17 protein-coding genes are annotated in these 23215 nt (G+C 61.1%); 15 read left to right on the forward strand and 2 right to left on the reverse strand.

What is annotated here, in order from left to right; genetic code table 11:
• Positions 1–114 precede the first annotated feature (114 nt).
• From tagH to tagQ, 12 genes are all read left to right on the forward strand, one after another.
• Positions 115–1482 (forward strand): type VI secretion system-associated FHA domain protein TagH, encoded by a 1368-nt coding sequence (gene tagH, locus B3I26_RS28175; RefSeq protein WP_296262696.1) that lies wholly within the window; start codon positions 115–117, stop codon positions 1480–1482.
• 54 nt (positions 1483–1536) lie between these two features.
• Entirely contained in the window at positions 1537–2043 is a 507-nt protein-coding gene (gene tssJ / locus B3I26_RS28180; protein WP_296262697.1) for a type VI secretion system lipoprotein TssJ, read from the forward strand.
• 15 nt (positions 2044–2058) lie between these two features.
• Positions 2059–3393, forward strand: a complete 1335-nt coding sequence (tssK, locus tag B3I26_RS28185) for a type VI secretion system baseplate subunit TssK (protein WP_296262698.1) — start codon at positions 2059–2061, stop codon at positions 3391–3393.
• Positions 3394–3399: 6 nt separating this feature from the next.
• Positions 3400–4725 carry a DotU family type VI secretion system protein gene (locus B3I26_RS28190; RefSeq protein ID WP_409522044.1) on the forward strand — a complete coding sequence of 442 codons (1326 nt, stop codon included), beginning with the start codon at positions 3400–3402 and terminating at the stop codon, positions 4723–4725.
• The gene (gene tssM, locus B3I26_RS28195) at positions 4722–8240 is read left to right on the forward strand and encodes a type VI secretion system membrane subunit TssM (RefSeq protein WP_296262699.1); all 3519 of its coding nucleotides are present in this window, start codon (positions 4722–4724) and stop codon (positions 8238–8240) included. Before B3I26_RS28190 ends, tssM begins: the two co-directional genes overlap by 4 nt.
• Positions 8237–8890 (forward strand): type VI secretion system-associated protein TagF, encoded by a 654-nt coding sequence (gene tagF, locus B3I26_RS28200; protein WP_296262700.1) that lies wholly within the window; start codon positions 8237–8239, stop codon positions 8888–8890. Before tssM ends, tagF begins: the two co-directional genes overlap by 4 nt.
• Positions 8891–9622, forward strand: coding sequence for a PP2C family protein-serine/threonine phosphatase (locus tag B3I26_RS28205; RefSeq protein WP_296262701.1), 732 nt, complete (start codon positions 8891–8893; stop codon positions 9620–9622). It abuts the gene before it with no gap.
• Between the two features lie 10 nt (positions 9623–9632).
• A complete protein-coding gene (locus B3I26_RS28210; protein WP_296262702.1) occupies positions 9633–12704 on the forward strand; it encodes a serine/threonine-protein kinase in 3072 nt (1023 codons plus the stop codon).
• The gene (locus B3I26_RS28215; protein ID WP_296262778.1) at positions 12704–13420 is read left to right on the forward strand and encodes an ABC transporter ATP-binding protein; all 717 of its coding nucleotides are present in this window, start codon (positions 12704–12706) and stop codon (positions 13418–13420) included. Before B3I26_RS28210 ends, B3I26_RS28215 begins: the two co-directional genes overlap by 1 nt.
• Complete coding sequence (locus B3I26_RS28220) at positions 13420–14622, forward strand: FtsX-like permease family protein (protein ID WP_296262703.1); 1203 nt, start codon at positions 13420–13422, stop codon at positions 14620–14622. The genes B3I26_RS28215 and B3I26_RS28220 overlap by 1 nt, the downstream gene beginning before the upstream one ends.
• 19 nt (positions 14623–14641) lie before the next feature.
• On the forward strand, positions 14642–16348 hold the full coding sequence (locus B3I26_RS28225; protein ID WP_296262779.1) for a formylglycine-generating enzyme family protein: 1707 nt from the start codon (positions 14642–14644) through the stop codon (positions 16346–16348).
• 84 nt (positions 16349–16432) lie between these two features.
• A complete protein-coding gene (tagQ, locus tag B3I26_RS28230) occupies positions 16433–17362 on the forward strand; it encodes a type VI secretion system-associated lipoprotein TagQ (RefSeq protein WP_296262704.1) in 930 nt (309 codons plus the stop codon).
• 136 nt (positions 17363–17498) lie between these two features.
• Here the strand turns inward: tagQ and B3I26_RS28235 are convergent, their stop codons facing one another.
• Together B3I26_RS28235 and B3I26_RS28240 are read right to left on the reverse strand one after the other, a co-directional pair.
• Positions 17499–18089 (reverse strand): hypothetical protein, encoded by a 591-nt coding sequence (locus B3I26_RS28235; RefSeq protein ID WP_296262705.1) that lies wholly within the window; start codon positions 18087–18089, stop codon positions 17499–17501.
• Positions 18086–18595: a DUF3592 domain-containing protein gene (locus B3I26_RS28240; protein ID WP_296262706.1), complete on the reverse strand. Its 510-nt coding sequence runs from the start codon at positions 18593–18595 to the stop codon at positions 18086–18088. The genes B3I26_RS28235 and B3I26_RS28240 overlap by 4 nt, the downstream gene beginning before the upstream one ends.
• Positions 18596–19326: 731 nt before the next feature.
• Here B3I26_RS28240 and arcD point away from each other — a divergent pair.
• The 3 genes from arcD (at position 19327) to B3I26_RS28255 (ending at position 23114) form a co-directional block, all read left to right on the forward strand.
• Positions 19327–20754: an arginine-ornithine antiporter gene (arcD, locus tag B3I26_RS28245; protein ID WP_296262707.1), complete on the forward strand. Its 1428-nt coding sequence runs from the start codon at positions 19327–19329 to the stop codon at positions 20752–20754.
• Between the two features lie 24 nt (positions 20755–20778).
• A complete protein-coding gene (gene arcA / locus B3I26_RS28250; protein WP_296262708.1) occupies positions 20779–22035 on the forward strand; it encodes an arginine deiminase in 1257 nt (418 codons plus the stop codon).
• 68 nt (positions 22036–22103) lie between these two features.
• Positions 22104–23114 (forward strand): ornithine carbamoyltransferase, encoded by a 1011-nt coding sequence (locus B3I26_RS28255; RefSeq protein WP_296262709.1) that lies wholly within the window; start codon positions 22104–22106, stop codon positions 23112–23114.
• The last annotated feature ends 101 nt before the right edge of the window (positions 23115–23215 follow it).

The raw sequence follows: 23215 nt of genomic DNA on the forward strand, positions 1-23215 counted from the left end.
TCAACATCTGGCTTGTTTAATCCCGGTTTTTGAGCGTTTTTGCACGATAGTCGATTGACCTCACAGGCCTGTGTGTCTGTGTGCAGGCGCTCGATGTGCAAGCAAGGAGGCACAGTGTCGCTCTGTTTGACTATCACCAGCTATCACAAGATAACCCCCGGTCAGGTCCCCGAGATATCGATGGATAACGGGGTGATGGCAATTGGCCGTAGTCAGGAAAATGACTGGGTGCTTCCAGATCCGGAACGCCTTGTTTCTTCGAGACATTGTGTCATTCAGTATAAAGACGGTCGTTACTACATCACCGACAGCAGTACTAACGGAGTAGAGCTGGTCAATGCGGGTATCCGGTTGCGTCGTGGAAACAGCGAGCTACTGGAGGACGGCGAGGTCATCCGCATCGGTGACTACGAGATTCGCGCACGAATCGATTTCGAGATAAAGCTGCCTGGCGCGGACTTTCCGGGGGCTGATTCATCCAACAGTTTCGAAGCATTGATGGGACGACAAAACAGCGCTGCGCCCGTCCCGATCCATGCAACACCGGTTGCACATTTTCAGGGTGGCACCTCCCAGGACACCTTCCCTGACCTGTTCGATTTTCTCACCCCGCCCAGCGTGCCTCCCGCTACAGTATCGGATCACGTACCGGTGGAGCGTCATGACTTTCGCCCACCGATTGCGCAGGCGCCTGCGGTGCCGATCGTCCAGCCAACGCCAGTGCCGTCTCCAGGCGTGATCCCCGAAGACTGGGATCTGTTTGCCGACATGCCCAAATCCCCGACCCCGACCCCGGACGCTCCGCCGAGTCCGGCGCCTGTGGTGCAGGCGGCGCCTGTGGCTCTAACGCCGCCTCCGCTCGCCGAGGTCAATGCGCCTGCAACCGAGGGCGCTGAGTCGCTCTTGCTCAAGGCGTTTCTGCGTGGCGCTGGGCTTGATCAGTTGCGTATCGATACGGCGCAGGTCGAGGCGCAGATGGAGGCCATCGGGCGCAGCTATCGGTTGATGGTCGAGGGGCTCATCGATGTGTTGCGTGCCCGTAGCAGCCTCAAGGGCGAGTTCCGCATGCAGCAAACCATGATTCGTCCCGTGGAAAACAACCCGCTCAAGTTTGCCCCCAATGCCGATGAAGCGCTGCTCTTGCTGCTGCGTCACGGTAATCAGGCATTCATGCCGCCGGATCAAGCCATCGACGACAGCTTCGACGATCTGCGTGCCCATCAGCTCGCAGTCATGGCAGGCGTCGAGGCGGCGATCAAGGCGCTGCTCAAACGTTTTGAACCCGCGGAGCTGGAAGCGCGCATGGGCAAGCCCGGGGCGTTGTCCAACCTGTTCGGTTCGCGTCAAGCGCAAAACTGGCAGCAGTTCACTGAGCTATACACACAGATATCCCGCGAAGCAGAAGAGGACTTTCAAGTTCTATTCGGTCGCGAATTCAGCCGTGCCTACGAGGAGCACAGCGCACGATTGCGCCGCCCTTGAGGGCGCGGCATCAGGAAAAACGGATAGACAGTCAGCACGTCACGAGGACGCAGGATGTTTCTAAGAGTTGTATCGGCAGTGGCCATGGCGCTGCTGCTGGTTTCTTGTGCCAAAAACGCGGAATCGCCGCAGCCGGTCGAAAAGACCACTGATGCCAACACCGTTGTCTTGCACTTCACGGCCGTCGCGGGCCTGAACCCCGGCGCCAACGGCGATCCCGCGCCTGTGCGCGTGCGTATTTTCGAACTCAAGAACACCGCCAGCTTCAGCCGTGCCGACTACTTCGCCCTGGCTGAGCGCGCGCAGAGCACGCTGGGCGCCGATCTTCTGGATCAGGACGAAGTGCTGTTGCAGCCCGGTCAACAGCTCAACGTGGAACGCGCGCTGAACACCGCCACTCGCCAGATCGGTCTGGTGGTCAGCTACCGCGAAATCGATCAGGCCCAGTGGCGTGCCGTGCTTAATGTCGCGCCGCGGCAAACCAGCGAGTTCCGGATTGACCTCGATAGCCGAGCCGTCAGCAGCGATCCCGCCGCCGCACCTACTCGCCCTGCGCAATAGACAATCGGAGAACCCATGTCCTGGAACAATCGTGTGGTCTGGTCGGAAGGCATGTTCATCGGAACACAGCACTTTCAGCAGCATGACCGTTACCTGGAAAACCTCATCGACGCCCGTAGTCGTCCGCTGTCGGTCGGGGCCTGGGGCTTTTCCGAGCTGCTGCTGGATCAGGGCTTGCTGGCGCAGGGCAAGCTGGCCATCGTCTCGGCGCGCGGACTGTTGCCCGACGGCACGCCGTTCAACATCCCCCAGGATGACCTGGCGCCGAGCCCGCTGAGCATCGACGACGACTTTCGAGACGGCGTGGTGTATCTGGCCCTGCCGCTCAAGCGCGCAGGGCAACGGGACACGGTGGATGAGGGCGAGGTGGCGGGTGGCGCACGTTTCATCAGCCAGGTGCGCGAAGTGCGCGATGACAACGCACCGTTCGAGAATCGTGCGCCTGTGGCCATCGGCACGCGGGCCTTGCGTTTGCTGACCGAAAAAGACGGGCTGAGCGACTACGCAGCCGTGGGGCTGGTGCGGGTCAAGGAAAAACGCGCCGATCGCGCATTGGTTCTCGATGACAGCTACATTCCGCCGCTGCTGGACGTTGCAGCATCCAAGCCGCTGACGGCGTTTCGCAGCGAGCTGCTGGGGCTGCTGCATCAACGTGGCGAGGCACTGGCCGGTCGGGTGGTCGCGTCTGGCGCTGGCGGCGCCTCGGAGATCGCCGATTTCATGCTGCTGCAGCTGGTCAACCGGGCTCAGCCGCTGATCGACCATCTGAGTCAAATCAGCCCGCTGCACCCTGAGCGTTTTTACAGCGAACTGGTGAGTCTGGCGGGTGAGTTCGCCACGTTCTCGACTTCCGGTCGCCGGCCCGAGGAGTTTGGGCGTTATCAGCACGATGACCTGGCCGTGAGCTTCACACAGGTCATGCAGGCGTTGCGCGAAGCCCTGTCGATGCTGATCGATAGCAAGGCCACGCCGATTCCTATCGTCGAAAAAGCGTACGGCATTCATGTGGCGATGCTGGCCGACCGCACCTTGATCGACAACGCCAGTTTCATTCTGGTGGTGCGCGCCGACATGCCGAGCGAAACCCTGCGCGGGCGCTTTGCACAGCAGAGCAAGATCGGCTCGGTGGAGCACATTCGCGATCTGGTAAACCTGCAACTGCCGGGTATCGGTCTGCTGCCGTTGCCTGTTGCGCCACGGCAGATTCCGTTTCACGCAGGTTCGACTTACTACGAACTGGATCGCGGCAGCGAGCACTGGAAGCAACTGGCGCATTCGGGTGGCTTCGCCTTCCACGTGGCAGGCGAGTTTCCAGGCCTGAACCTGGCTTTTTGGGCCATCCGAGGATAAACGGCGATGCCTTCCCATGACGAACCCTTTAACCCGCCGATGCCTGGAAACGATCGCACGCAGTTCATGCCTCGCCCCGGCGGTCGTGGCCCGCAACCTGCTGCCCAGCCCGACTCGCCACCGCCGCCACTGTCGGTGCCAGCAGCGCCACTGCCCTTGGGGCAGGCGCAGGGCCTGAATCCGCTAGAGGCCGCGGCGGGACCGCTGCTGGCGTTGCTGACCCGGCTACGCAGCACCATCTCACACCCGGCTCCTGCCAGTTTGCGTGCGCAGTTGCTGGGCTACCTGCGCCAGTTCGAAGAGCGCGCCGAGGCCGCTGGTGTCGCGCGCAATGAAGTGCTGCTCGCGCGTTACGCCCTGTGCACGGCGCTGGACGAAGCGGTGCTCAGTACGCCGTGGGGCAGCACCAGTGAATGGGGTAAGCAGAGCCTGTTGATCACTGTGCACAATGAAGCCTGGGGGGGCGAAAAGGTGTTCCAGCTGCTGGAGCACTGCCTGCAAAGTCCGCGTGAGCGTTTGTATCTGCTCGAGTTGCTGTACCTGTGCATGCGCCTGGGCTTCGAAGGTCGCTATCGGGTGATGAACGATGGCCGCAGCCACCTGGAAGCCTTGCGCGAGCGGACTGCCGCGGCGATTCGCAGCGCACGGGGCGAGTTCGAACGTGAGCTGTCGCCGCATTGGCGCGGATTGACGGTGGTGCGTGATCGCCTGTCGCAATTCATGCCGCCGTGGGTAGGGCTGGCGGTCGGGCTTGCGTTGTTGCTCCTGCTATTGTTTGGCCTGCGTCTGAAACTTGCCTCCGACGCGGAGCCGGTATTCAAGAACATTCATGCGCTGGGCGAGATTCCCGTGCAGGCGATCACCCCCGCCGTGGTGCAGCCCAAAGTCATCGAGCGTCCGCGTCTTGCGGGCTTTCTGGTGGAAGACATCAAGGCCAACCGGGTCGCTGTGGAAGATGCCGTGGACCGTTCGGTGGTGACCATTCGCGGCGACGAGATTTTCTCGTCCGGCAGTGCGACCATCGTTGATGACTTCCAGCCGCTGATGCTGCGCATCGCCGACGCCATCCGCAAAGTCAAAGGTCAGGTGCGGGTCACCGGCCACAGTGATAATCGCCCCATCGCCACGCTGCGTTTCCCTTCCAACTGGGCGTTGTCCCAGGCGCGGGCCGAACAGGTGCTGCAGATGCTCGCGGCCAAGACCGGCCAGCCCGAGCGCTTCTCCGCCGAAGGGCGCAGCGACACCGAGCCTGTGGCCTCCAATGCCACTGCAGAAGGTCGCGCGAAGAATCGTCGGGTTGAAATCACAGTGTTGGCGGAGGGGGTCGAGTGAAGGCGTTTTTCGGTTTTGTCATTCGCTGGGTCGTGCCGGTCCTCGGCCTGGTCGCGCTGAGCCTGATCATCTGGTTCGTCGGTCCGGTGCTGGATGTGTTGGTGCCGCAAGGCAGGCGCTGGGCGTTGATTGCCTTGCTGTTCGCAATGTGGATGGCCTGGCGGGCATTTCGCATCCTCCAAGCGCGCCGACAAGCCGCGAAGGTCATGCAAAGCCTGGCGGCAGAAACCGCGCCAGACCCCGCCAGCGTTGCCACCGCAGAAGAGCTGGCGACCTTGCGTCAGCGTATGGATGACGCGCTCAACCTGCTGAAGAAAGCCCGCTTGGGCGCAGACGAGCGTCGCAACCTCTATGAACTGCCCTGGTACGTGATCATTGGCCCGCCAGGTTCGGGCAAGACCACCGCACTCGTCAATTCCGGGCTGCATTTCCCGCTGGCCGCGCAAATGGGCGCGGGCGCGATTCGTGGCGTTGGTGGTACGCGCAACTGCGACTGGTGGTTCACGGACGAAGCGGTTTTGCTCGATACTGCTGGCCGCTACACCACCCAGGACAGCCACACTCAGATCGACAAAGCGGCCTGGCTAGGCTTTCTCGACCTGCTGAAAACCCAGCGCTCCCGGCGCCCCATCGACGGCGCGTTCATCGCCATCAGCCTGTCCGACCTGCTGCTGGGCACGGAAGCTGAACGCGCGGCTCATGCGGCAGCGATACGGGCACGTATTCAAGAGTTGTACAGCCAGCTTGGCGTGCGTTTCCCGATCTACGTCATGCTAACCAAGCTCGATCTGGTGCCCGGCTTCATGGAGTTCTTCGATGCCCTGAGCAAGGAAGAGCGCGCGCAGGTCTGGGGCATGACCTTCGCCATCGACGATGGCAAAAACGCCGACGGGAACAATGCAGATGGCCCGCTGGCGACTTTCCTCAGCGAATTCGCCTTGCTGGAGCAGCGACTGAATGCGCGTCTGGTCGAGCGTTTGCAGCAGGAACGCGATCCGGCGCGACGGGATTTGATCTATGGCTTCCTGCAGCAGTTCGGTGCGTTGAAAGACACGCTGCAAAGTTTCCTCGATGGCGTGTTCAAACCCAATGCGTTCGAAGATCGCGCGTTGCTGCGTGGTGTCTATTTCACCAGCGGCACCCAGGAAGGCAGTCCCATCGACCGTCTGATCGGTGCCATGGCCCAGAGCATGAATCTGGACCGCCAGCACCTGGCCCGGCAGACCGGGACCGGGCGCAGTTACTTCATCGAAAAACTGTTCACCGCCGTGGCGTTCGCCGAGCGCGGGTTGGTGGGAGTCAATCCCAAGGTCGAGCGGCGGCGCAAATGGCTGGCGCGGGGAGCGTTGGCGGCGACCATCGCTATGGTTCTGGTGGTCGGTACGCTGTGGCTGATCAGCTATCGCGCCAACCAATCCTATATCGCGCAGGTCGATCAGAAGGTCACGCCGCTTGGCCAAAGCGTACAGAACCTGAGCCCGGCGCAGCGGGAGGTGCTGGCGGTGCTGCCACTGCTCAATGCCGTGCGCCATCTGGCGGGCGACCCTCCAGGCATGGCGCAAGGTCTGGGCTTGTATCAGGGCGACATGCTGCAGGCCGAATCCGGCAGCGTTTATCGCAAGTTGCTGATTGCGGTGTTCGCACCGCGTCTGGTGACCCGTGTCGAAGAACAGCTGCGCAGCGGCGGCAGCTCCGATTTCCTTTACGAAGGATTGAAGGCGTACCTGATGCTCGCCGACAGCGAGCACTATGACCCGGATTTCCTCAAGGCATGGGTGGCGCTGGACTGGGATCAGAGCTTGCCCCGCGATCTGCCCCCCGATCAGCGTCAGGCGCTGGGTGAGCATCTGCAGGCGTTGTTCGAGCGTCATCCGCCCAATGCACGTCTGGATCAGCGATTGATCGATGATTTGCGTCGGCAATTGCAGCAACTGCCGGTGGCGCAGCGGGTTTACGACCGGGTCAAGCGTCAGAAGCTGCCCGAGGGCGTGTCTGATTTTCGTGTTACCGAAGCCGCCGGACGTGATGCCGCGCTGGTGTTTGCGCGCAAGAGCGGCAAGCCGCTGGGCGATCCGCTGAGTGGATTCTTCACCGCCAAGGGCTACCGCGAAGCGTTCCTTGCAACCAGCCTGAGCCAGGCTGGCACGCTGGCGGAAGAGCAGTGGGTACTGGGCCTGGACCGCGCTGACCAGCAGAACGTCGCCAGCCTTGCCGGGGATGTGCGCCGCCTGTACTTCCAGGATTATCAGCGCCAGTGGGATGCACTGCTAGCTGACATCGACTTCGTGCCCATCACCAGCGTGGCCCAGGCCGCTGACGTGTTACGAGTGATTTCCGGACCAATTTCGCCGCTGAAAAAGCTGCTGGTGGCGGTGGCCAGGGAGACCAATCTGCAGCAGGAAGACAAACTGCTGGCCGAGCAGGGCAAGAAGGTCGAAGGCGGGGTCGATCAGCTCAAGCAACGCCTGGGTTCGATCCTTGGCCAGGAGCAGGTCAGCCATGTGGCGACACCTGCGGCCACGGACGATCCGGTCAGCGCGCACTTCGCCGAGCTTAACGCTTTCGTCAGCAAGGGCGAGGGTGAACCTGCCGCCATCGATGGCCTGCTCGCGGACATGAACGCGCTGTATGTGCAGGTCAGCGCAATGGTCGGCGCCAGCGGCGATGCGTTGCTGGGCGAGGCAAAGAATTCGGCAAGCGCCGCCGCGACGCGGGTCAACCTCAATGCCGATCGTGAACCGCCGGTGGTGCAGAGTCTGGTGAAGTCGGTCGTCAGTTCGACCACCAATACGATGATGGGCGGGGTGCGCAATCAACTGAACGCGGCGTGGGTCAGCGATGTGGTCAACGTCTATCGGCAGTCACTCAGTGGCCGCTATCCACTGGCACCGGGCAGCGCGCGGGATGCCACGCTCGACGACTTCGGCCAGTTCTTCGGCGTGGGCGGGGTGATGGATAACTACTTCCGCAAATACTTGCAAAGTTACGTCGACACCTCGGCGTCGGCCTGGCGCTGGCAGCCGGGGGCGGCGCAGAAACTGGGGATCAACGCCTCGGTACTGCAGACCTTCCAGCGCGCTGCGGCGATTCGCGATGCGTTCTTCCGTTCAGGCGGTGTGCAACCCACCGTGCGTTTCGAACTCAAGCCGGTGGCGATGGACGCTTCGATCACCCAGTTCCTGCTGGACCTGGACGGGCAGCAGATCAGCTATGACCACGGCCCGAGTCGCCCGGTGGCCATGCAGTGGCCCAATCCCGGCAGCATCGGCGTCGTGCGTTTGTCGATCTCGCCGCCCGCGGCCAGTGGTCGTTCCGGCATCACGCTGGATGGCCCGTGGGCCTGGTTCCGTCTGCTGGAGCAATCGGATCTGGTGGCGGGTGGATCGCCTGATCGGTTCAACCTGCGTTTGCGTGTGGACAACGCCAGCATTTCTTATGAGCTGCGCGCCAACAGTGCTTTCAATCCGTTCAAGAGCCGCGTGTTGAGCGGTTTCAGCCTGCCGGAGCGGTTATGACGACGCTGGGTTTCTACGGCAAATTGGCCAGTCGCGGCGACTTCGTCAGCCGCAGCTTGCCGCAAAGCTTTATCCAGCCCTGGGACGCGTGGCTGGCGTCAGGGCTGCATGTCAGTCAGCAGCAACTGGGCGAGGACTGGCTCAATGCGTACCTGGTAAGCCCTCTGTGGCGCTTTGCCCTGGCAGCCGATGTGTGCGGCCCGGACGCGGTGGTCGGCGTGCTGATGCCAAGCATTGACCGAGTCGGCCGCTATTTTCCCCTGACCGTCGCCCAGACCCTTGAGCCCGATCAGTCCCTGGCGGCGTTGGTCAGCGCTCCTGAACAATGGTTCGAGCGAGCCGAAACGCTAATGCTGTCGACTCTTGAACACGGCTCCGACTTTTCAGCTTTCGATCAAAGCGTCTCAACCCTGGGGTTTCTACCGACGTCTCAACGTCACGCGATCAGTCGTTTCGCCGGCTTGCAGCGCACGGGTGCAAGCGAACCGGACAGCCGTCATCGCGCATTGGCCGAATTGGCCTGTGAAGGTGCGAGCCTGTGGTGGGGCAAAGGCTGCGAACGTATCGCCCCCGGCCTGTTGCGTTGTCAGGGTCTGCCTGACGCTGCCGAATTTGGCAGCTACTTGCTGGGACAAGGAGCGTCGATCTAGATGTCTGTATTGCCTCAAACCCCTCGATTGCGCTCTGCCAGCTACAGCCACGTAGGCATGGTGCGGCAGATCAATGAGGACGCATTTCTCGAATTGCCCGAACACGGTCTGTGGGTCGTGGCCGATGGCATGGGCGGGCATTCGGCAGGGGATTACGTCGCCAGTCTGATCGTTGACACCCTGCGCCGCTCGCCACCTGCCGACGCGTTGTCGAACTACTCGTTTTTGCTGCGCACAGCGTTGACTGAGGTGAATTCGGCGGTGCGCGAAGAAACCCGTCGGCGCGGCCTCGGCATGATGGGCAGCACCGTCGTCACGCTGGCGATCAAAGGCGATCGGGGTGTGTGCCTGTGGGCCGGAGACAGCCGCCTTTACCGCTTGCGCGGCGGCGAGTTGCAGGGCATTTCCCGTGATCACAGCTACGTACAGGACTTGCAGGACAGCGGCCTGCTGACCGAAGCGCAAGCCAGGGTGCATCCGCGGGCCAACATCGTCACGCGTGCCATCGGCGTTGAAGACACGCTGAATCTGGCGATGATCGACCTCGATATCCTGCCCGGCGATACCTACCTGCTATGCAGCGATGGCCTGAACAAGACCGCCGAAGACCATGAAATTCGCGATGTGCTGGGCCATGCCGATCCTTGGCAAGTGGTTCGCAGCCTTGTGCATCTGGGCCTGACCCGGGGTGCTCCCGACAACATTACGGCCATCGTCGTCAAAGCCTCCTGAAGACCCAAACATGGACATACTGATTCCCGGATTCGATATAGATGGTGAGATTGGCGAAGGCGCCATGGCCACCGTCTATCTGGCCACGCAGCGCTCGCTGGAGCGCAAGGTCGCGCTGAAGATCATGGCGGCGGCGCTGGCTGCAGATTCCACGTTCTGCGAGCGTTTCCTGCGCGAGGGCAAGACCCTGGCGCGCCTGACGCATCCTCATACGGTCACCATCCACGACATCGGCAATGTCGGCGCCCTGTATTACATGGCCATGGAGTACCTGCCAAACGGTACGCTCAAGGAACGTGTCGCCGCTGGCATGAGTGCCGACCAAGGCCTGACCTACATTCGCCAGATCGCCTCGGCTTTGGGTTACGCACACGCGCAAGGATTGGTGCACCGCGACGTGAAGCCCGCCAACATCCTGTTCCGGGCCAACGGTTCGGCGGTGCTGTCGGACTTCGGCATCGCCAAATCACTGGATGACCGCACGCAGTTCACCCAAGCCGGTTTCGCCGTCGGCACGCCAAGCTACATGAGCCCGGAGCAGGCGCGCGGCCTGGAAATCGACGGCCGCGCTGACCTGTATGCACTGGGCGTCGTGCTCTACGAAATGCTCGTCGGAAAGCTGCCCTACAACGGCTCCGATGCGCTCTCCACCGCATTGGCTCACCTGACCGAGCCATTGCCGGAGTTGCCGATTCATCACGGTCGCTACCAGCACATCCTCACCCGATTGCTGGCCAAGGATCGCGACGATCGCTTCGCCGATGCGGCCGAGCTGATCGCCGCCCTGGATAACCTGCCGCCGGATAACCCTGACTCGACGTTGATCCGTTCTCTGCCCATACCGCCTGCGGATTTCCATGCCGATTCCAGCCCCAAAGAAGATCTGGCGGGCTTGACGCCCGTTTCCATCGACATCCCCGAGTTGCCTCTAGCGCAGCCTGTGCCTTCGGTCAAAGCGGCGCCGGTGCTTGAGACTTCGGATAAATCAGAGCAGCGCAAAGGCCCGATCCTGGCGTTGTTGGCTGTCGCCGTCGCGGCTGCGCTAGGGCTGGGGGTCGCAGGCTATGGGTGGCTGAGCGGTGAAAAACCCGCCGTTTCGTCGACGGCTGTGGCTTCCAATACCCCAGCCGGCAAGGCGGGTACCGTCCCTACTGGGCCCGCGACCTCTGACCATTCGCCAACGCCGGTAAGTACCGTTCAAGCGCCGATGGCTGACGCCGACGGTGGCGATCGCCCGCTGTTGATGGCAAACAAAAAGACCTTGTTCCAGCGCGTGCTGAGCAAACCGGGGGCGAAGTTTTCCAATGACGCAGGCACCCCGGGAGAACAGGTGCTGCCGGCGTTTTCGGTGCTGTATGTCTACCAGCGCAAGCGCGTGGATGGCGCTCAATGGCTGCGCGTTGGCGCGGGCAGTGAGGGCCATAGCGAGGGCTGGCTGCCGGCCGATCAGGTCAGCGACTGGAAACAAAGCCTGGTGCTGAAATTCAGCGAGCGTTCCGGGCGTTCACCGGCGATGTTCATGCGTGAGCCAAGTCAGCTGGAGAGGCTGCTGAACGACCCGGCGGCGGCGAAAAAGCTGCTGCTCGATGCACAGAAGAATGCCAATGACAGCCACCAGGTGCTGGCCCTTGAGCCGGCCGCCAGTGCCGTTCCGCAAAATCAGTTCTACCTGCTGCCGATCTTCGATGCTAAAGAAACCTTCGACCAGAATGGCCAACCGGTCCAGCTCCTGAATGTCGCGTCCATCGACCCCGGAAACACGCCGCAGCGCACCGCTTCCGGGGAGTCGATCAAGCCGGCCGGCAAAGACGCCTTCCGCACGGGCGTGGTACTGGTGGTCGACACCTCGGTTTCAATGCAGCCTTACATCGATCAGGTTCGCGATGTCGTCGCCGAACTGCAAAATCAGATTGGTAAACGGGGCGAACTGGACAGCGTCAGCTTCGGTCTGGTGGGCTTTCGCAACAACGTCAGCAAGACGCCAGGGCTGCAATACCTGAGCAAAACGCTGATCACGCTGGACCAGGGCCGCGATCCGCAACGCTTTCTGGAGCTGGCGCGGCAGGTCAAGGCGACCAATGTGTCCAGCCACTCCTTCAACGAAGACGCTTTCGCCGGCGTGATGCAGGCGGTCAACGGCATGGATTGGTCGGGCTATGGCGGCCGTTTGATCCTGCTGGTCAGCGACGCTGGGTCCCTGCGCAAGAATGACCCCTACAGCAGCACCCAAATGAACGAAGCCGAGGTGCGGCAGGCGGCCCTGGGCAAGCAGATCAAGATCTACGCGCTGCATCTGAAAACCGACGCCGGCAAGAAAAATCACGCGTTTGCCGAGCAGCAGTACCGCACCCTGACGGCCGACGCCAACCCGCAGATCGGTGATCTTTATGTGCCGGTGCCGGGTGGGGATGTGCAGAAATTCGGTGAACGGGTCTCCGAGATCGGCTCGGTATTTGCCGATCTGGTGCACCAGATACGCAGCAATCAAACACAAGCGACCCCCACGCTTTCGACCGCGCCGAGCGTTGCCGACAAATCGACGGCTATCGGTTATGCGATGCGCATGGATTTCCTGGGCCAGCAGTCAGGCGTTCGTGCGCCAGAACTGGTCAGCGCGTGGACGGCTGACCGCGACCTGACCAACCCGACCCTGCCCGAATTTCAGGTGTGCGTGATGCTGAGCAAATTGCAGCTCAACGACCTGCAGCAGTCGCTCAAGCTGATCGTCGATGCCGCCCGCAAAACACAGAGCTCGCCGAAGGATTTTTTCCAGGAAATCGCCAGCGCCAGTGCCTATATGAGCCGTGACCCATCGGCCTTGCGCAAAGGCGGCAATCTTGCCCAGAGCGGCGTGCTCGGCGAGTACCTGGAAGGTCTGCCGTACCGCAGCAAATCCCTGAGCATGACCCAGGATCTATGGCTGTCACTGAGCGTGGCCGAGCAAGAAGATTTCATCGACGAACTGGATTCGAAAATCCGCCTCTACGAAACCTTCCACAACGATCTGGCCAACTGGGTCCGGTTCGGCAATGCCGAACCGGGTGATGCGCTGTACCGCGTGCCGCTGTCGACGCTGCCATGATGTTGAGTCTGCGAGAGGTGCGCAAGACGCGCGGCGAGGGCAGCCAGCGATACAGCCTGGTGATTCCTCGACTGGATCTGGCGGCCGGTCGGCAGCTGGCGCTGATCGGTCCCAGCGGTTGCGGCAAAAGCACCTTGCTCGATCTGTTGGCATTGGTGCTCTCGCCGGATGCGTCCGTGCGCTTTGATTTGGCCAGCGATGATTGTCATGTCGACGTTGCCGGGCTCTGGCGTGAGGCACGGCGAAGCCGTTTGGCGCAACTGCGCAGCCGAAAGATTGGCTACGTCCTGCAAACCGGCGGCTTGTTGGGCTACCTCGACGTGCGCAGCAACATTGGTTTGCCGCGCAGGTTGCTGGGGATGAGCGATGACGGCACGGTCGAGCGGCTGGCCTCGCAGCTGGAAGTGGCTGAGCAGTTGGATAAAAAACCGCAGGCGCTTTCTGTCGGACAGCGTCAGCGGGTCAGCTGTGCCCGCGCCTTGGCGCACAATCCGCAGCTGTTGCTGGCAGACGAACCGACGGCGGCGCTCGACCCACTCAATGCCTTGCGGGTCATGCAGTTGCTGCTTGGGCGCGCGCGGGCGCAGGGCGCCTGTTGCGTGATCGCGACCCATGACGAAAGCCTGGCTCGCGAAGCCGGTCTGTATCCGCTGCGGATCGAATGCGTGCGGGACGAGGACGGTGGCGTGACCGCAACCCTGGAGGACGAGCGCTGATGCGGGTCGCTTTGGTGATGGCCCTGGCCTGGCAGGACTACCGCGCGGACGCGCGGCTGTCGGCGTGCACGGTGCTGGCGTTAGTGGCGGTGATTGCGCCGTTACTGGTGCTGTTCGGGTTGAAGTTCGGGCTGGTGGGCAGCCTCACCGAGCGCCTGGAGCGCGACCCGGCGGTTCGTGAAGTGATTCCCATGGGCGGCGGCCGGTTCAGCACCGGTTTCATCGAAGAACTGGCGCGCCGGCCGGACGTGGCCTTCGCGTTGCCGCGTACCCGACAGATCGCCGCCACAGCCGATCTGTCCATGCCTGCAGCGGAGCAGGTGGTGAACGTCGAGATGATTCCATCCGCTGTGGGCGACCCGCTGTTGGGCGATAGCCTGCCGCCGACCGGAATAGACCGTGTGTTGCTTAGCCGGACAGCGGCGGAAAAGCTCGGCGCCAAGGCTGGCGATTGGCTGGCCGCGGCATTCACCCGTCAGGTGTCGGGAAAACCTCAGGCGCAACGTACCCGATTGCTGGTCACGGCCGTATTGCCTGTCGAAGCGTTCGGTCGTGATGCGATCTTTGCATCCAGCGAGCTGCTCGAAGCGGTCGAAGATTATCGCGATGGCCGTGCCGTGGAAGCGTTCGGTTGGCCGGGTGATGACCCGGCAGCCAGTGAGCAGCGGGTGTTCCCGGCGTTTCGTCTGTATGCGCGCAACCTTGATGACGTCGAACCATTGCGAGTTTACTTCGCCGAGCAACACCTGCTGGTGTCGACTCAGGCGCAAACCATCGCTCAGGTGAAGTCCTTGAGTCGCAATCTCTCGCTGGTGTTCTGGATCATCGCCGCGCTGGCCGTCGTCGGTGCAGTGGCCGCCGTGTTCGCCGGTGCCCTGGCTGCCGTCGAACGCAAACGCCGCGAGCTGTCCGTATTGCGCCTGCTGGGTTTCAGCACCGGCGCGCTGTTGCTGTTCGTGGTCTTGCAGGCGCTGTACAGCAGCGTGCTGGCCTTGGTCATCGGCTTCGTGCTCTACGGCCTGGCTGAGCGTGGCCTTAACGTTTTATTCGTTCAGGTGCCGGGTGAGTACGCCAGCCATTTGTTGATACGTCATTATTGCGTGGCCCTCTTGGCCGCCATCGGTGCCAGCGCGTTGGCCGCGGCCCTGGGTGGCTGGCGAGTGGCGCGCATCGAAGCTTCGGAAGGGATACGAGATGTTTAAGTTGCCTCGCACGTTCGTGATGCGCACGCTCGCTCTGTTGTGTGCGTCCTTGAGCGTGTCATCGCTGGCGCTGGCCGTCGACGGCGACACGCTGGACAACCCCAAGCCATTGGCGGACGACGTGATTCTGCCTCTGCCGTGCGAAGGTGAAATGGTCTTCCGGTACGTCTACGTGCTCGCCCAGGGCACGCTGGACGACCGCGAGGTCAGCCTTGGCTATCCGTTCAGCGAGGGCGAAGCGGGGTACAAGCAGTCGTTCATTTCCGGCTACCGGCGCGATTTCATCAACGGTCAGTTCACCCTCAACGACCTCCCCGGCGACTGGCGCAAGACCATCAGTCCTCAGCTACCGAAGACCGACGCTGCGACGCCGCTCAAGCCGATGCTGTATTTCATCGGCAAATATGAAGTCACCGCCCGGCAGTATGCGCAGGTGATGTCCCAGGCGCAGTCGCTGGCCAGTGGGGAGCCGGCGCCTGCTTGCGATGCGCCCGAGGGCATGGCCGGGCGTTTGCCAAAGGTCAAGCTGTCGCGTTTCGAGGCCGAGCGTTTTTCCGCGGTCTACAGCGCCTGGCTGATGAAATACCACCGCGATCTGCTGCCGGTGAGCGGGCGCGGGAAAACCGATGAGGATGGCGGCGTCGGCTTTGTACGCCTGCCCACCGAAGTGGAGTGGGAGTATGCGGCGCGTGGCGGTCAGGCCGTCAGTCGCCAGGAACTGGAAGGCCGCCTGTTCCCGCGCAGGGTCCAGGGCAGTGAAGAGGACGGCCCGCTGGGTGACTGGGCAGTGTTCAACCAGGTCGCCGGCGGCACCGGCCAGGCCGCGCGCTTGATGCCAATTGGCACCAAATTACCCAACCCTATCGGTTTGTTCGACGTGATCGGCAATGCCGCCGAGATGGTCCAGGAATCCTTCCAGCTGGTACACGCAGGGCGTCGTCAGGGCGCCTACGGTGGGTTTGTCGCCAAGGGTGGCAACTATCTGGAAGGCGAGGGCACGCTGTTCACCGGGATGCGCCGCGAATATCCACTGTTCGCTGCCGACGGCACCGAGCAAAGTAACGAAACCACCGGTTTTCGTGTAGCCATCGGGGCATTGTCTGCGCCGCGTTCGCGTTACAAGGAGCTGCTCGAGCAATGGCAGAAAGAAGGTCGGCTAGCTTCGCTGACCGATGCCATCGACGATGCTCAGGACCCGACCAAGCGGCTGGACACCATCATTGCCGCCAGCACCGACCCGCGTATGCAGGCCGAGCTGGGGCTGGTCAACGAGGAACTCAAGCGCAACGTTTCGCTGATTGCCCAACAGCGCGAAGAAGCGGCGGGCAATCTGATCCAGTCCTCCGCTCTGGTTGCTGAAACCATCAACAACTACAACATCCGCCTGACCAATCTGCGCAAGAGCCAGAAGCAGGCCGCCGACGCGAAGGACGAAGCCAGCGCCAAGCTGTTCGGCGTGGCAATCGAAAACGGAACCAGCGCGCTGGATGGCGCCGTGGGCATTTATATCGACAACCTTGCTACCGGCACACGCTACACCGACGCGGTGATCCAGGCGCAGTTTCAGCGAGTCAAGGAAGAACTCAATCGCAAGCCGGTGCTGGGCAAGAGTCTGGTTGCCCGCGCCACGTTATTCGTTCGTCATGTGAGTGACTACCGCCAGCAAAAGCGCGCGGACCCACAGGCGATTCTGAAGCAGTTGCTCGCTTCGGCCGCTCAGCCATGACGGCCGACGTCCAGCGAGTTTAAAGGGAGTCCGGGCGGCCCTTCGCCGCATCGGCATCGTAAAACCAGAAAAGAGAGCATCACCATGCAGTTATCCCGTAACCCCGTTGTATCGACCTCCAAGTGCCGTGGGCTGTTGTTGGTTGCCGCAGGATTCGGCTTTGTGCTGATGGCGGGATGTGCCAACTCGCCGGTCTCCAAAGTAGGCGCCACGACCAAGGTCGCGTATTACCCAAGCTGCTACGAGCCAGTGCAGCACTTGCGTGACACCGATTCGGACGTCAGCAAGTCGGTGTTCGGTGGCGCAGCCGTAGGTGCCCTGGGTGGCGCGCTGGCCGGTGCGCTGGTCGGCAGCTCCGAGGACCGTGCACGCAATGCTGCTATTGGTGCGGCAGGCGGCGCACTGGTCGGCGGTGCGGCGGGTTACTACACCGAGAAGCAGAAGCAGATCGCCGATGACAATCAGCGCATTGGTTCCTACGCCACCGATATCGACAAAAGTGCCGCTGATATCGACCGCAGCACGGGCTACGCCAAGGCTTCGCAGTCGTGCTACCAGAGTGAGTTCGCCAAGCTGCTCTCGGCACGCAAAGCCAAGACCATGAACGATACCGAAGGCCGCAAACGCCTGGCTGAAATCGTCTCGGGTCTCAAAGAGTCCAATGATCTGATTACCACCGTGAACGGCCGTACCGGTGAGAATCTTGACAACTACACCCAGGCGTACGAGAAAGACCTGCAGACCGTGGGCGTGAAACGTACTGACGTGGCCACCGTCGTAGCTGCGGACACGACGCCAGCCACCACCACGTCCAGCAAGAAGAAGGCGCCGGCGAAGAAGAAACTGCCGACCGTGCCTCAAGAAGCGGTCAGCACCGAGAAGACCCTGCAAGATGCCAAGACCAAGCAGGCTGCAAGCCAGCAGGTCGCAGCGACTGGTCAATCCCAGGTCAACGCCATGTGCAAGAACCCAGACCTCGGCGACTGGGCTCCAGTGCCTTGCCCGAATGTCTGATTGAGCGGGTTTGAGTGAATAAAAAAACCGGCCCTGCTCGATGAGCAGGGCCGGTTTTTTATTAACGCCAGGCGGATGTTGTGATGTCTCAGTTATCGCGCACAGAACCGGCTGAGTGCGCCGTTGGGCACCGGACTCAGAACAACCCCCCCAGATAAATAGCCCCGCCCCCTCCGGCTTGCAGACCGGCATTATAGCCAGCCATCAACAATGCACCTTTTGCCGATTGCAGTAAGCTGCGATGCAGGACAAAGCGGCTTAACGCTGCCGCCACCGGTGAGGCGTTAATCGCTATCGTAAGTGCAAGCAATTTGGGATCAAGGCCGAACAGCATTGCCGTCCCCGAACCGCCAACAATCAAGCCTCCTCCGAGCTCAATAAAGACGCAGGCACCTGTAATGTCATCTCGAGTCAGATCGCGGTCGGCGATTGAATCGGCAACCAACACATAGCCGCCACTTTTAAATGACTCAAGTGCTCCTACGCCTCCAACGGTCTTGCCCTTTATTTTGAGATTCACGTTGCCGAAACGCGGCAGCTTCGCACCGAAACCGACGCCAGCACCCAGCCCACCATAACGAAAGCTTTCAAACTTGCCGTTTGGGTCCTTCAGGGTAATAGAGCCTCCGCTGCCAGCCGCAAACATTACAGTCAAGCCCCCGCTGGTGGCGGTCTCATAAGTCCATTTGCTGAAGTTGACGGGAAGTGGAATGAGCGACTGAGTCATGGAATCAAATTCTTTTTAGAGGGAGCCGCGGGGTTTTCCCGCCGCGAAAAAATTTCACCAGCGCCACCCCAGAGGAAGGCCAGTCCAATGAACCCTATCAATGCAGCCATGCCCCAGATTGCGCCGAAATCATTGATCACTGGAGTCACGAAGGGCTTCTCTGCGTTGTAGAACACTTCCACCACTTGCCCGGTCTCATAGCCAGAGATCATTCCTCCCTGGGGATAAGACACTACTTCACCTGCGCCGGTGGTGAACTCGATTTGTGGGTGCGAGCCGCCGGCGTTCAGGGCCGTGACGACGCCTGACGCCTTTTGCGCATGCGACAAAAAGTTGTGCTGATAGTTGGCGATATAGCCTGCAATGATAAAAAGGACGATGCTGACAAAGAGCAGGAATAGCCCTTTGACCGGGTTAGGGGGTGAGTCCGAACGTAAACTGATCATGATATCTGCCTGTTCATCCCTGATGCGGCGCATGGAGCATGTGAATTCGTCGCGCACCATTTAGGTCTGCGAATGTTTTTGCGGGGGAGGACACTGACATACCCATGTCTGGACACTGCCCGCTGTGCAGGACGGTCTGAGGAGTTAAGGGTGCGTACCCGGCGAGTCGAGCAGGATGCGGAACAGCGGACACTCAATACCTTCCTCCCTGATGGTGTGTACATTGTCACTCCTGCGAACATCGTCGCCCTGGCGTAACGCAAGGCACTAGATGCTGTAAGTGGATCATGTCCGCTTCGCACAGTGGCGGAAATATAGAGTGACGAATCATCCTGTTGCAAGGTGTGGCGAATAGCCATCTAAGTAGCGTGCACAAATGGCACCCAGCGCCAAGCCGGTGGCGTGTTGTGAGATTGTGAGGCTGACATAGGACGTCCAAACTCGGTCCCGACCTGAGCACAGGCGTGCTTGCTGGCCTGCTCGCACAGACCTGCAGCACCTTCAAGCAGCAACGCCGCGGTGTGTTTTGCGCATCGAATGCGTCGAGTCAATCAAGCCTGTGACAACCCATACAGGAAGCTCTCCAGAGGGCGGGCCGGATCACGTGCGGGCAAAAATGATTGAGAGCAAAACACTTCAAGACTCGGCTTCGCGACACAGCGAAGTGCCCGCAGCGTTCACCTGAGTCATCAATTCCTTAGGGGACTACCTATGAGATGACTTGAGTCAGCGGGTTGATGAGTAAACGGATTTATCTTGTGACCACTTCTCTGCTGCATGGGAGTCATGCAATGTCTGAATCACCCGGAAAACTTCGCCTCGGCGCGCTGGTTGCGCTGGTTGTCGGCTCAATGATCGGCGGCGGAATTTTCTCGTTGCCCCAGAATATGGCCGCCAGTGCCGATGTCGGCGCGGTCTTGATCGGCTGGGTCATTACGGCAGTGGGCATGCTGACCCTGGCATTCGTCTTCCAGACCCTGGCCAACCGAAAACCGAGCCTGGATGGTGGCGTGTACGCCTACGCCAAGGCCGGGTTCGGCGATTACATGGGTTTTTCTTCGGCCTGGGGTTACTGGATCAGTGCGTGGCTGGGCAACGTCGGCTATTTCGTGCTGCTGTTCAGCACCCTTGGTTATTTCTTTCCGGTCTTTGGCGAGGGCAACACCCCGGCAGCGGTGATCGGTGCGTCGGTGCTGCTGTGGGCCGTGCATTTTCTGGTATTGCGGGGCATCAAGGAGGCGGCATTCATCAACCTGGTGACCACCGTCGCCAAGGTCGTGCCGCTGCTGTTGTTTGTCCTGATCGCGCTCTTCGCTTTCAAGCTGGATATCTTCACCGCCGACATCTGGGGCGCGAAAAATCCAGACCTTGGCAGCGTGATGAATCAGGTCCGCAACATGATGCTGGTCACTGTCTGGGTGTTTATCGGCATTGAAGGCGCAAGCATCTTCTCGGCGCGTGCCGAGCAGCGCTCCGATGTGGGCAAGGCCACTGTCATCGGTTTCATCACTGTGCTGCTGTTCCTGATGCTGGTGAACGTGCTGTCCCTGGGAATCATGACCCAGCCGGAACTGGCCAAGTTACAGAACCCGTCGATGGCGGCTGTGCTGGAGCATGTGGTGGGCCATTGGGGCGCGGTGCTGATCAGCGTCGGCTTGATCATCTCGCTGCTGGGGGCGTTGCTGTCGTGGGTGCTGCTGTGTGCGGAAATCATGTTTGCCGCTGCCAGGGACCACACCATGCCGGCGTTCCTGCGCAAGGAAAACAGCAACCATGTGCCGGTCAACGCGCTCTGGCTGACCAACGTAATGGTCCAGGTGTTCCTGGTGATCACGCTGTTTTCCGCCAGCACTTACCTGTCACTGATCTACCTGGCCACGTCGATGATCCTGGTGCCTTACCTGTGGTCGGCAGCCTACGCGCTGCTGTTGGCGGTGCGCGGGGAAACCTATGAAAACGCTCTGTCCGAGCGCCGCAAGGACCTGCTCATCGGCGCCATCGCGTTGATCTATGCACTGTGGCTGCTCTACGCCGGCGGCACCAAATACCTGCTGCTCTCTGCTCTGCTCTACGCACCGGGCGCGATCCTGTTCGCCAAGGCCAAGCGTGAACTGGGCAAACCGGTTTTCACCAACGTCGAGAAGCTGATTTTCGCCGCAGTGGTCATTGGCGCCCTGGTGGCTGCCTATGGGCTGTATGACGGCTTTCTGACTTTGTAATTGTTGCTCAAGGGAGGGTCTGTAATGACCAATGAAAACGTGAAGTACGGCGTACATTCCGAAGCCGGGAAGCTACGTAAAGTCATGGTGTGTTCTCCAGGCTTGGCCCACCAGCGGCTGACCCCCAATAACTGCGATGAACTGCTGTTCGACGACGTACTGTGGGTGGCCCAGGCCAAGCGCGACCATTTCGACTTCGTCACCAAAATGCGCGAGCGGGATATCGATGTGCTGGAAATGCACAACCTGCTGAGCGACATCGTCGCCATTCCCGAGGCGCTGGACTGGATTCTGGAGCGTAAGGTGACCGCCAACCAGGTCGGGCTCGGCCTGATCAACGAAGTCAGCTCCTGGCTGCGCAGCCTGGAGCCGCGCAAGGTCGCCGAGTACCTGATTGGCGGTGTCTGCGCCGATAACCTGCCGAACAGTTTCGGTGGCAAGACCATCGAGATGTACCGCGACTTCCTCGGCCATTCGAGCTTCATCCTGCCGCCGCTGCCCAACACTCAGTTCACCCGTGACACCACCTGCTGGATCTACGGTGGCGTGACGCTGAACCCGATGTATTGGCAGGCGCGACGCCAGGAAACCCTTCTGACCAGTGCTATTTATAAATTTCACCCCGAGTTCACCAAGGCCGACTTCCAGGTCTGGTACGGCGACCCGGATCAGGCGCATGGCAATGCCACGCTGGAAGGCGGCGACGTGATGCCGATCGGTAACGGCGTGGTCTTGTTCGGCATGGGCGAGCGCTCCTCGCATCAGGCCATCGGCCAATTGGCGCAAAACCTGTTCAAGCACAACGCCGTGGAGCGCGTGATCGTGGCCGGCCTGCCCAAATCCCGCTCGGCCATGCACCTGGACACCGTGTTCAGCTTCTGCGACCGCGACCTGGTGACCATCTTCCCGGAAGTGGTCAGTCAGATCGTCGCTTTCAGCCTGCGCCCTGACGAAAGCAAGCCCGGCGGCATTGACGTGCGCCGTGAAGACGCAAGCTTTCTCGAGGTCGTCGCTACTGCCCTCAACCTCAAGGCCCTGCGCGTGGTGGAGACCGGCGGCAACAGCTTCGCCGCCGAGCGCGAACAGTGGGATGACGGCAACAACGTAGTGGCGCTGGAGCCCGGCGTGGTGATCGGTTACGACCGCAACACCTACACCAATACCCTGCTGCGCAAGGCCGGTGTGGAAGTCATCACCATCAGTGCCGGTGAACTGGGCCGGGGGCGTGGCGGCGGTCACTGCATGACCTGCCCGATCGTACGCGACCCTATCGATTACTAGTTTCAAGGCCTCGGTCGCCGCCCATAAGGCGTCGACCCAGGGGATACCCAAGCAGAAGGAGATACACCGTGGCTTTCAACATGCGTAATCGCAGCCTGCTGTCGCTGATGCACCACACCACCCGCGAGCTGCACTACCTGCTGGACCTGTCCCGCGACCTCAAGCGTGCCAAATACACCGGCACCGAACGTGCGCACCTGAAGGGCAAGAACATTGCGCTGATCTTCGAGAAAACTTCCACCCGCACCCGTTGCGCATTCGAAGTCGCGGCCCACGACCAGGGCGCTCACGTCACCTACATCGACCCGGTGTCTTCGCAGATCGGTCACAAAGAAAGCATGAAAGACACCGCGCGTGTTCTGGGCCGCATGTTCGATGCCATCGAATACCGTGGCTTCGAGCAGGAAATCGTCGAAGAGCTGGCCAAATTTGCCGGCGTACCGGTGTTCAACGGCCTGACCGCCGAATTCCATCCGACGCAAATGATCGCCGACGTCCTGACCATGCGCGAACACAGCGACAAGCCGCTGCATGACATCAGCTACGCCTACCTGGGGGACGCCCGTTACAACATGGGCAACTCGCTGCTGATGATCGGCGCCAAGCTGGGCATGGACGTGCGGATCGGCGCACCGAAAGCCCTGTGGCCACACGAGGATTTCATCAAGCAATGCCAGGCCTTCGCCGAAGAAAGCGGTGCGCGCATTACCATCACTGAAGACCCGAAAGAAGCGGTGAAAGGCGTGGACTTCATCCACACCGATGTCTGGGTCTCCATGGGTGAACCGGTAGACGCGTGGGATGCGCGTATCGAGCAACTGCTGCCGTATCAGGTCAACGCTCAGATGATGAAGGCTTCTGGCAACGTACGGGTGAAATTCATGCACTGCCTGCCAGCGTTTCACAACAGCGACACCAAGGTCGGCAAGGACATCGCCTCGCGGTATCCGCATCTGGCCAATGGCGTTGAGGTGACCGAAGAGGTGTTCGAATCCCCCGCCAACATTGCGTTCGAGCAGGCGGAAAACCGCATGCACACCATCAAGGCGATCCTGGTCTCGGCGTTGGCGGATATCTAAACCGCGCAGGCTGAAGCCAATCAGTGGGGAACCGCTCTGTCTGCCATGCAGGCGCTACTCGACGCCATCGGGGCGAGCCTGTTTCCCACAGTTCTAGGAGG

It is taken from the genome of Pseudomonas sp. UBA5706, from assembly GCF_002419965.1.
Lineage (GTDB): Bacteria > Pseudomonadota > Gammaproteobacteria > Pseudomonadales > Pseudomonadaceae > Aquipseudomonas.

Bases quoted from the DNA above. Each gene is read 5' to 3' on its own strand.
- B3I26_RS28210 (WP_296262702.1), top strand. From the start codon at position 9,633: ATGGACATACTGATTCCCGGATTCGATATAGATGGTGAGATTGGCGAA.
- B3I26_RS28215 (WP_296262778.1), top strand. From the start codon at position 12,704: ATGTTGAGTCTGCGAGAGGTGCGCAAGACGCGCGGCGAGGGCAGCCAG.
- tagF (WP_296262700.1), top strand. From the start codon at position 8,237: ATGACGACGCTGGGTTTCTACGGCAAATTGGCCAGTCGCGGCGACTTC.
- B3I26_RS28225 (WP_296262779.1), top strand. From the start codon at position 14,642: ATGCGCACGCTCGCTCTGTTGTGTGCGTCCTTGAGCGTGTCATCGCTG.
- B3I26_RS28190 (WP_409522044.1), top strand. From the start codon at position 3,400: ATGCCTTCCCATGACGAACCCTTTAACCCGCCGATGCCTGGAAACGAT.
- arcA (WP_296262708.1), top strand. From the start codon at position 20,779: ATGACCAATGAAAACGTGAAGTACGGCGTACATTCCGAAGCCGGGAAG.
- B3I26_RS28220 (WP_296262703.1), top strand. From the start codon at position 13,420: ATGCGGGTCGCTTTGGTGATGGCCCTGGCCTGGCAGGACTACCGCGCG.
- B3I26_RS28240 (WP_296262706.1), bottom strand. From the start codon at position 18,595: ATGGTGCGCGACGAATTCACATGCTCCATGCGCCGCATCAGGGATGAA.
- arcD (WP_296262707.1), top strand. From the start codon at position 19,327: ATGTCTGAATCACCCGGAAAACTTCGCCTCGGCGCGCTGGTTGCGCTG.
- tssJ (WP_296262697.1), top strand. From the start codon at position 1,537: ATGTTTCTAAGAGTTGTATCGGCAGTGGCCATGGCGCTGCTGCTGGTT.
- tssK (WP_296262698.1), top strand. From the start codon at position 2,059: ATGTCCTGGAACAATCGTGTGGTCTGGTCGGAAGGCATGTTCATCGGA.
- tagQ (WP_296262704.1), top strand. From the start codon at position 16,433: ATGCAGTTATCCCGTAACCCCGTTGTATCGACCTCCAAGTGCCGTGGG.
- B3I26_RS28235 (WP_296262705.1), bottom strand. From the start codon at position 18,089: ATGACTCAGTCGCTCATTCCACTTCCCGTCAACTTCAGCAAATGGACT.
- B3I26_RS28205 (WP_296262701.1), top strand. From the start codon at position 8,891: ATGTCTGTATTGCCTCAAACCCCTCGATTGCGCTCTGCCAGCTACAGC.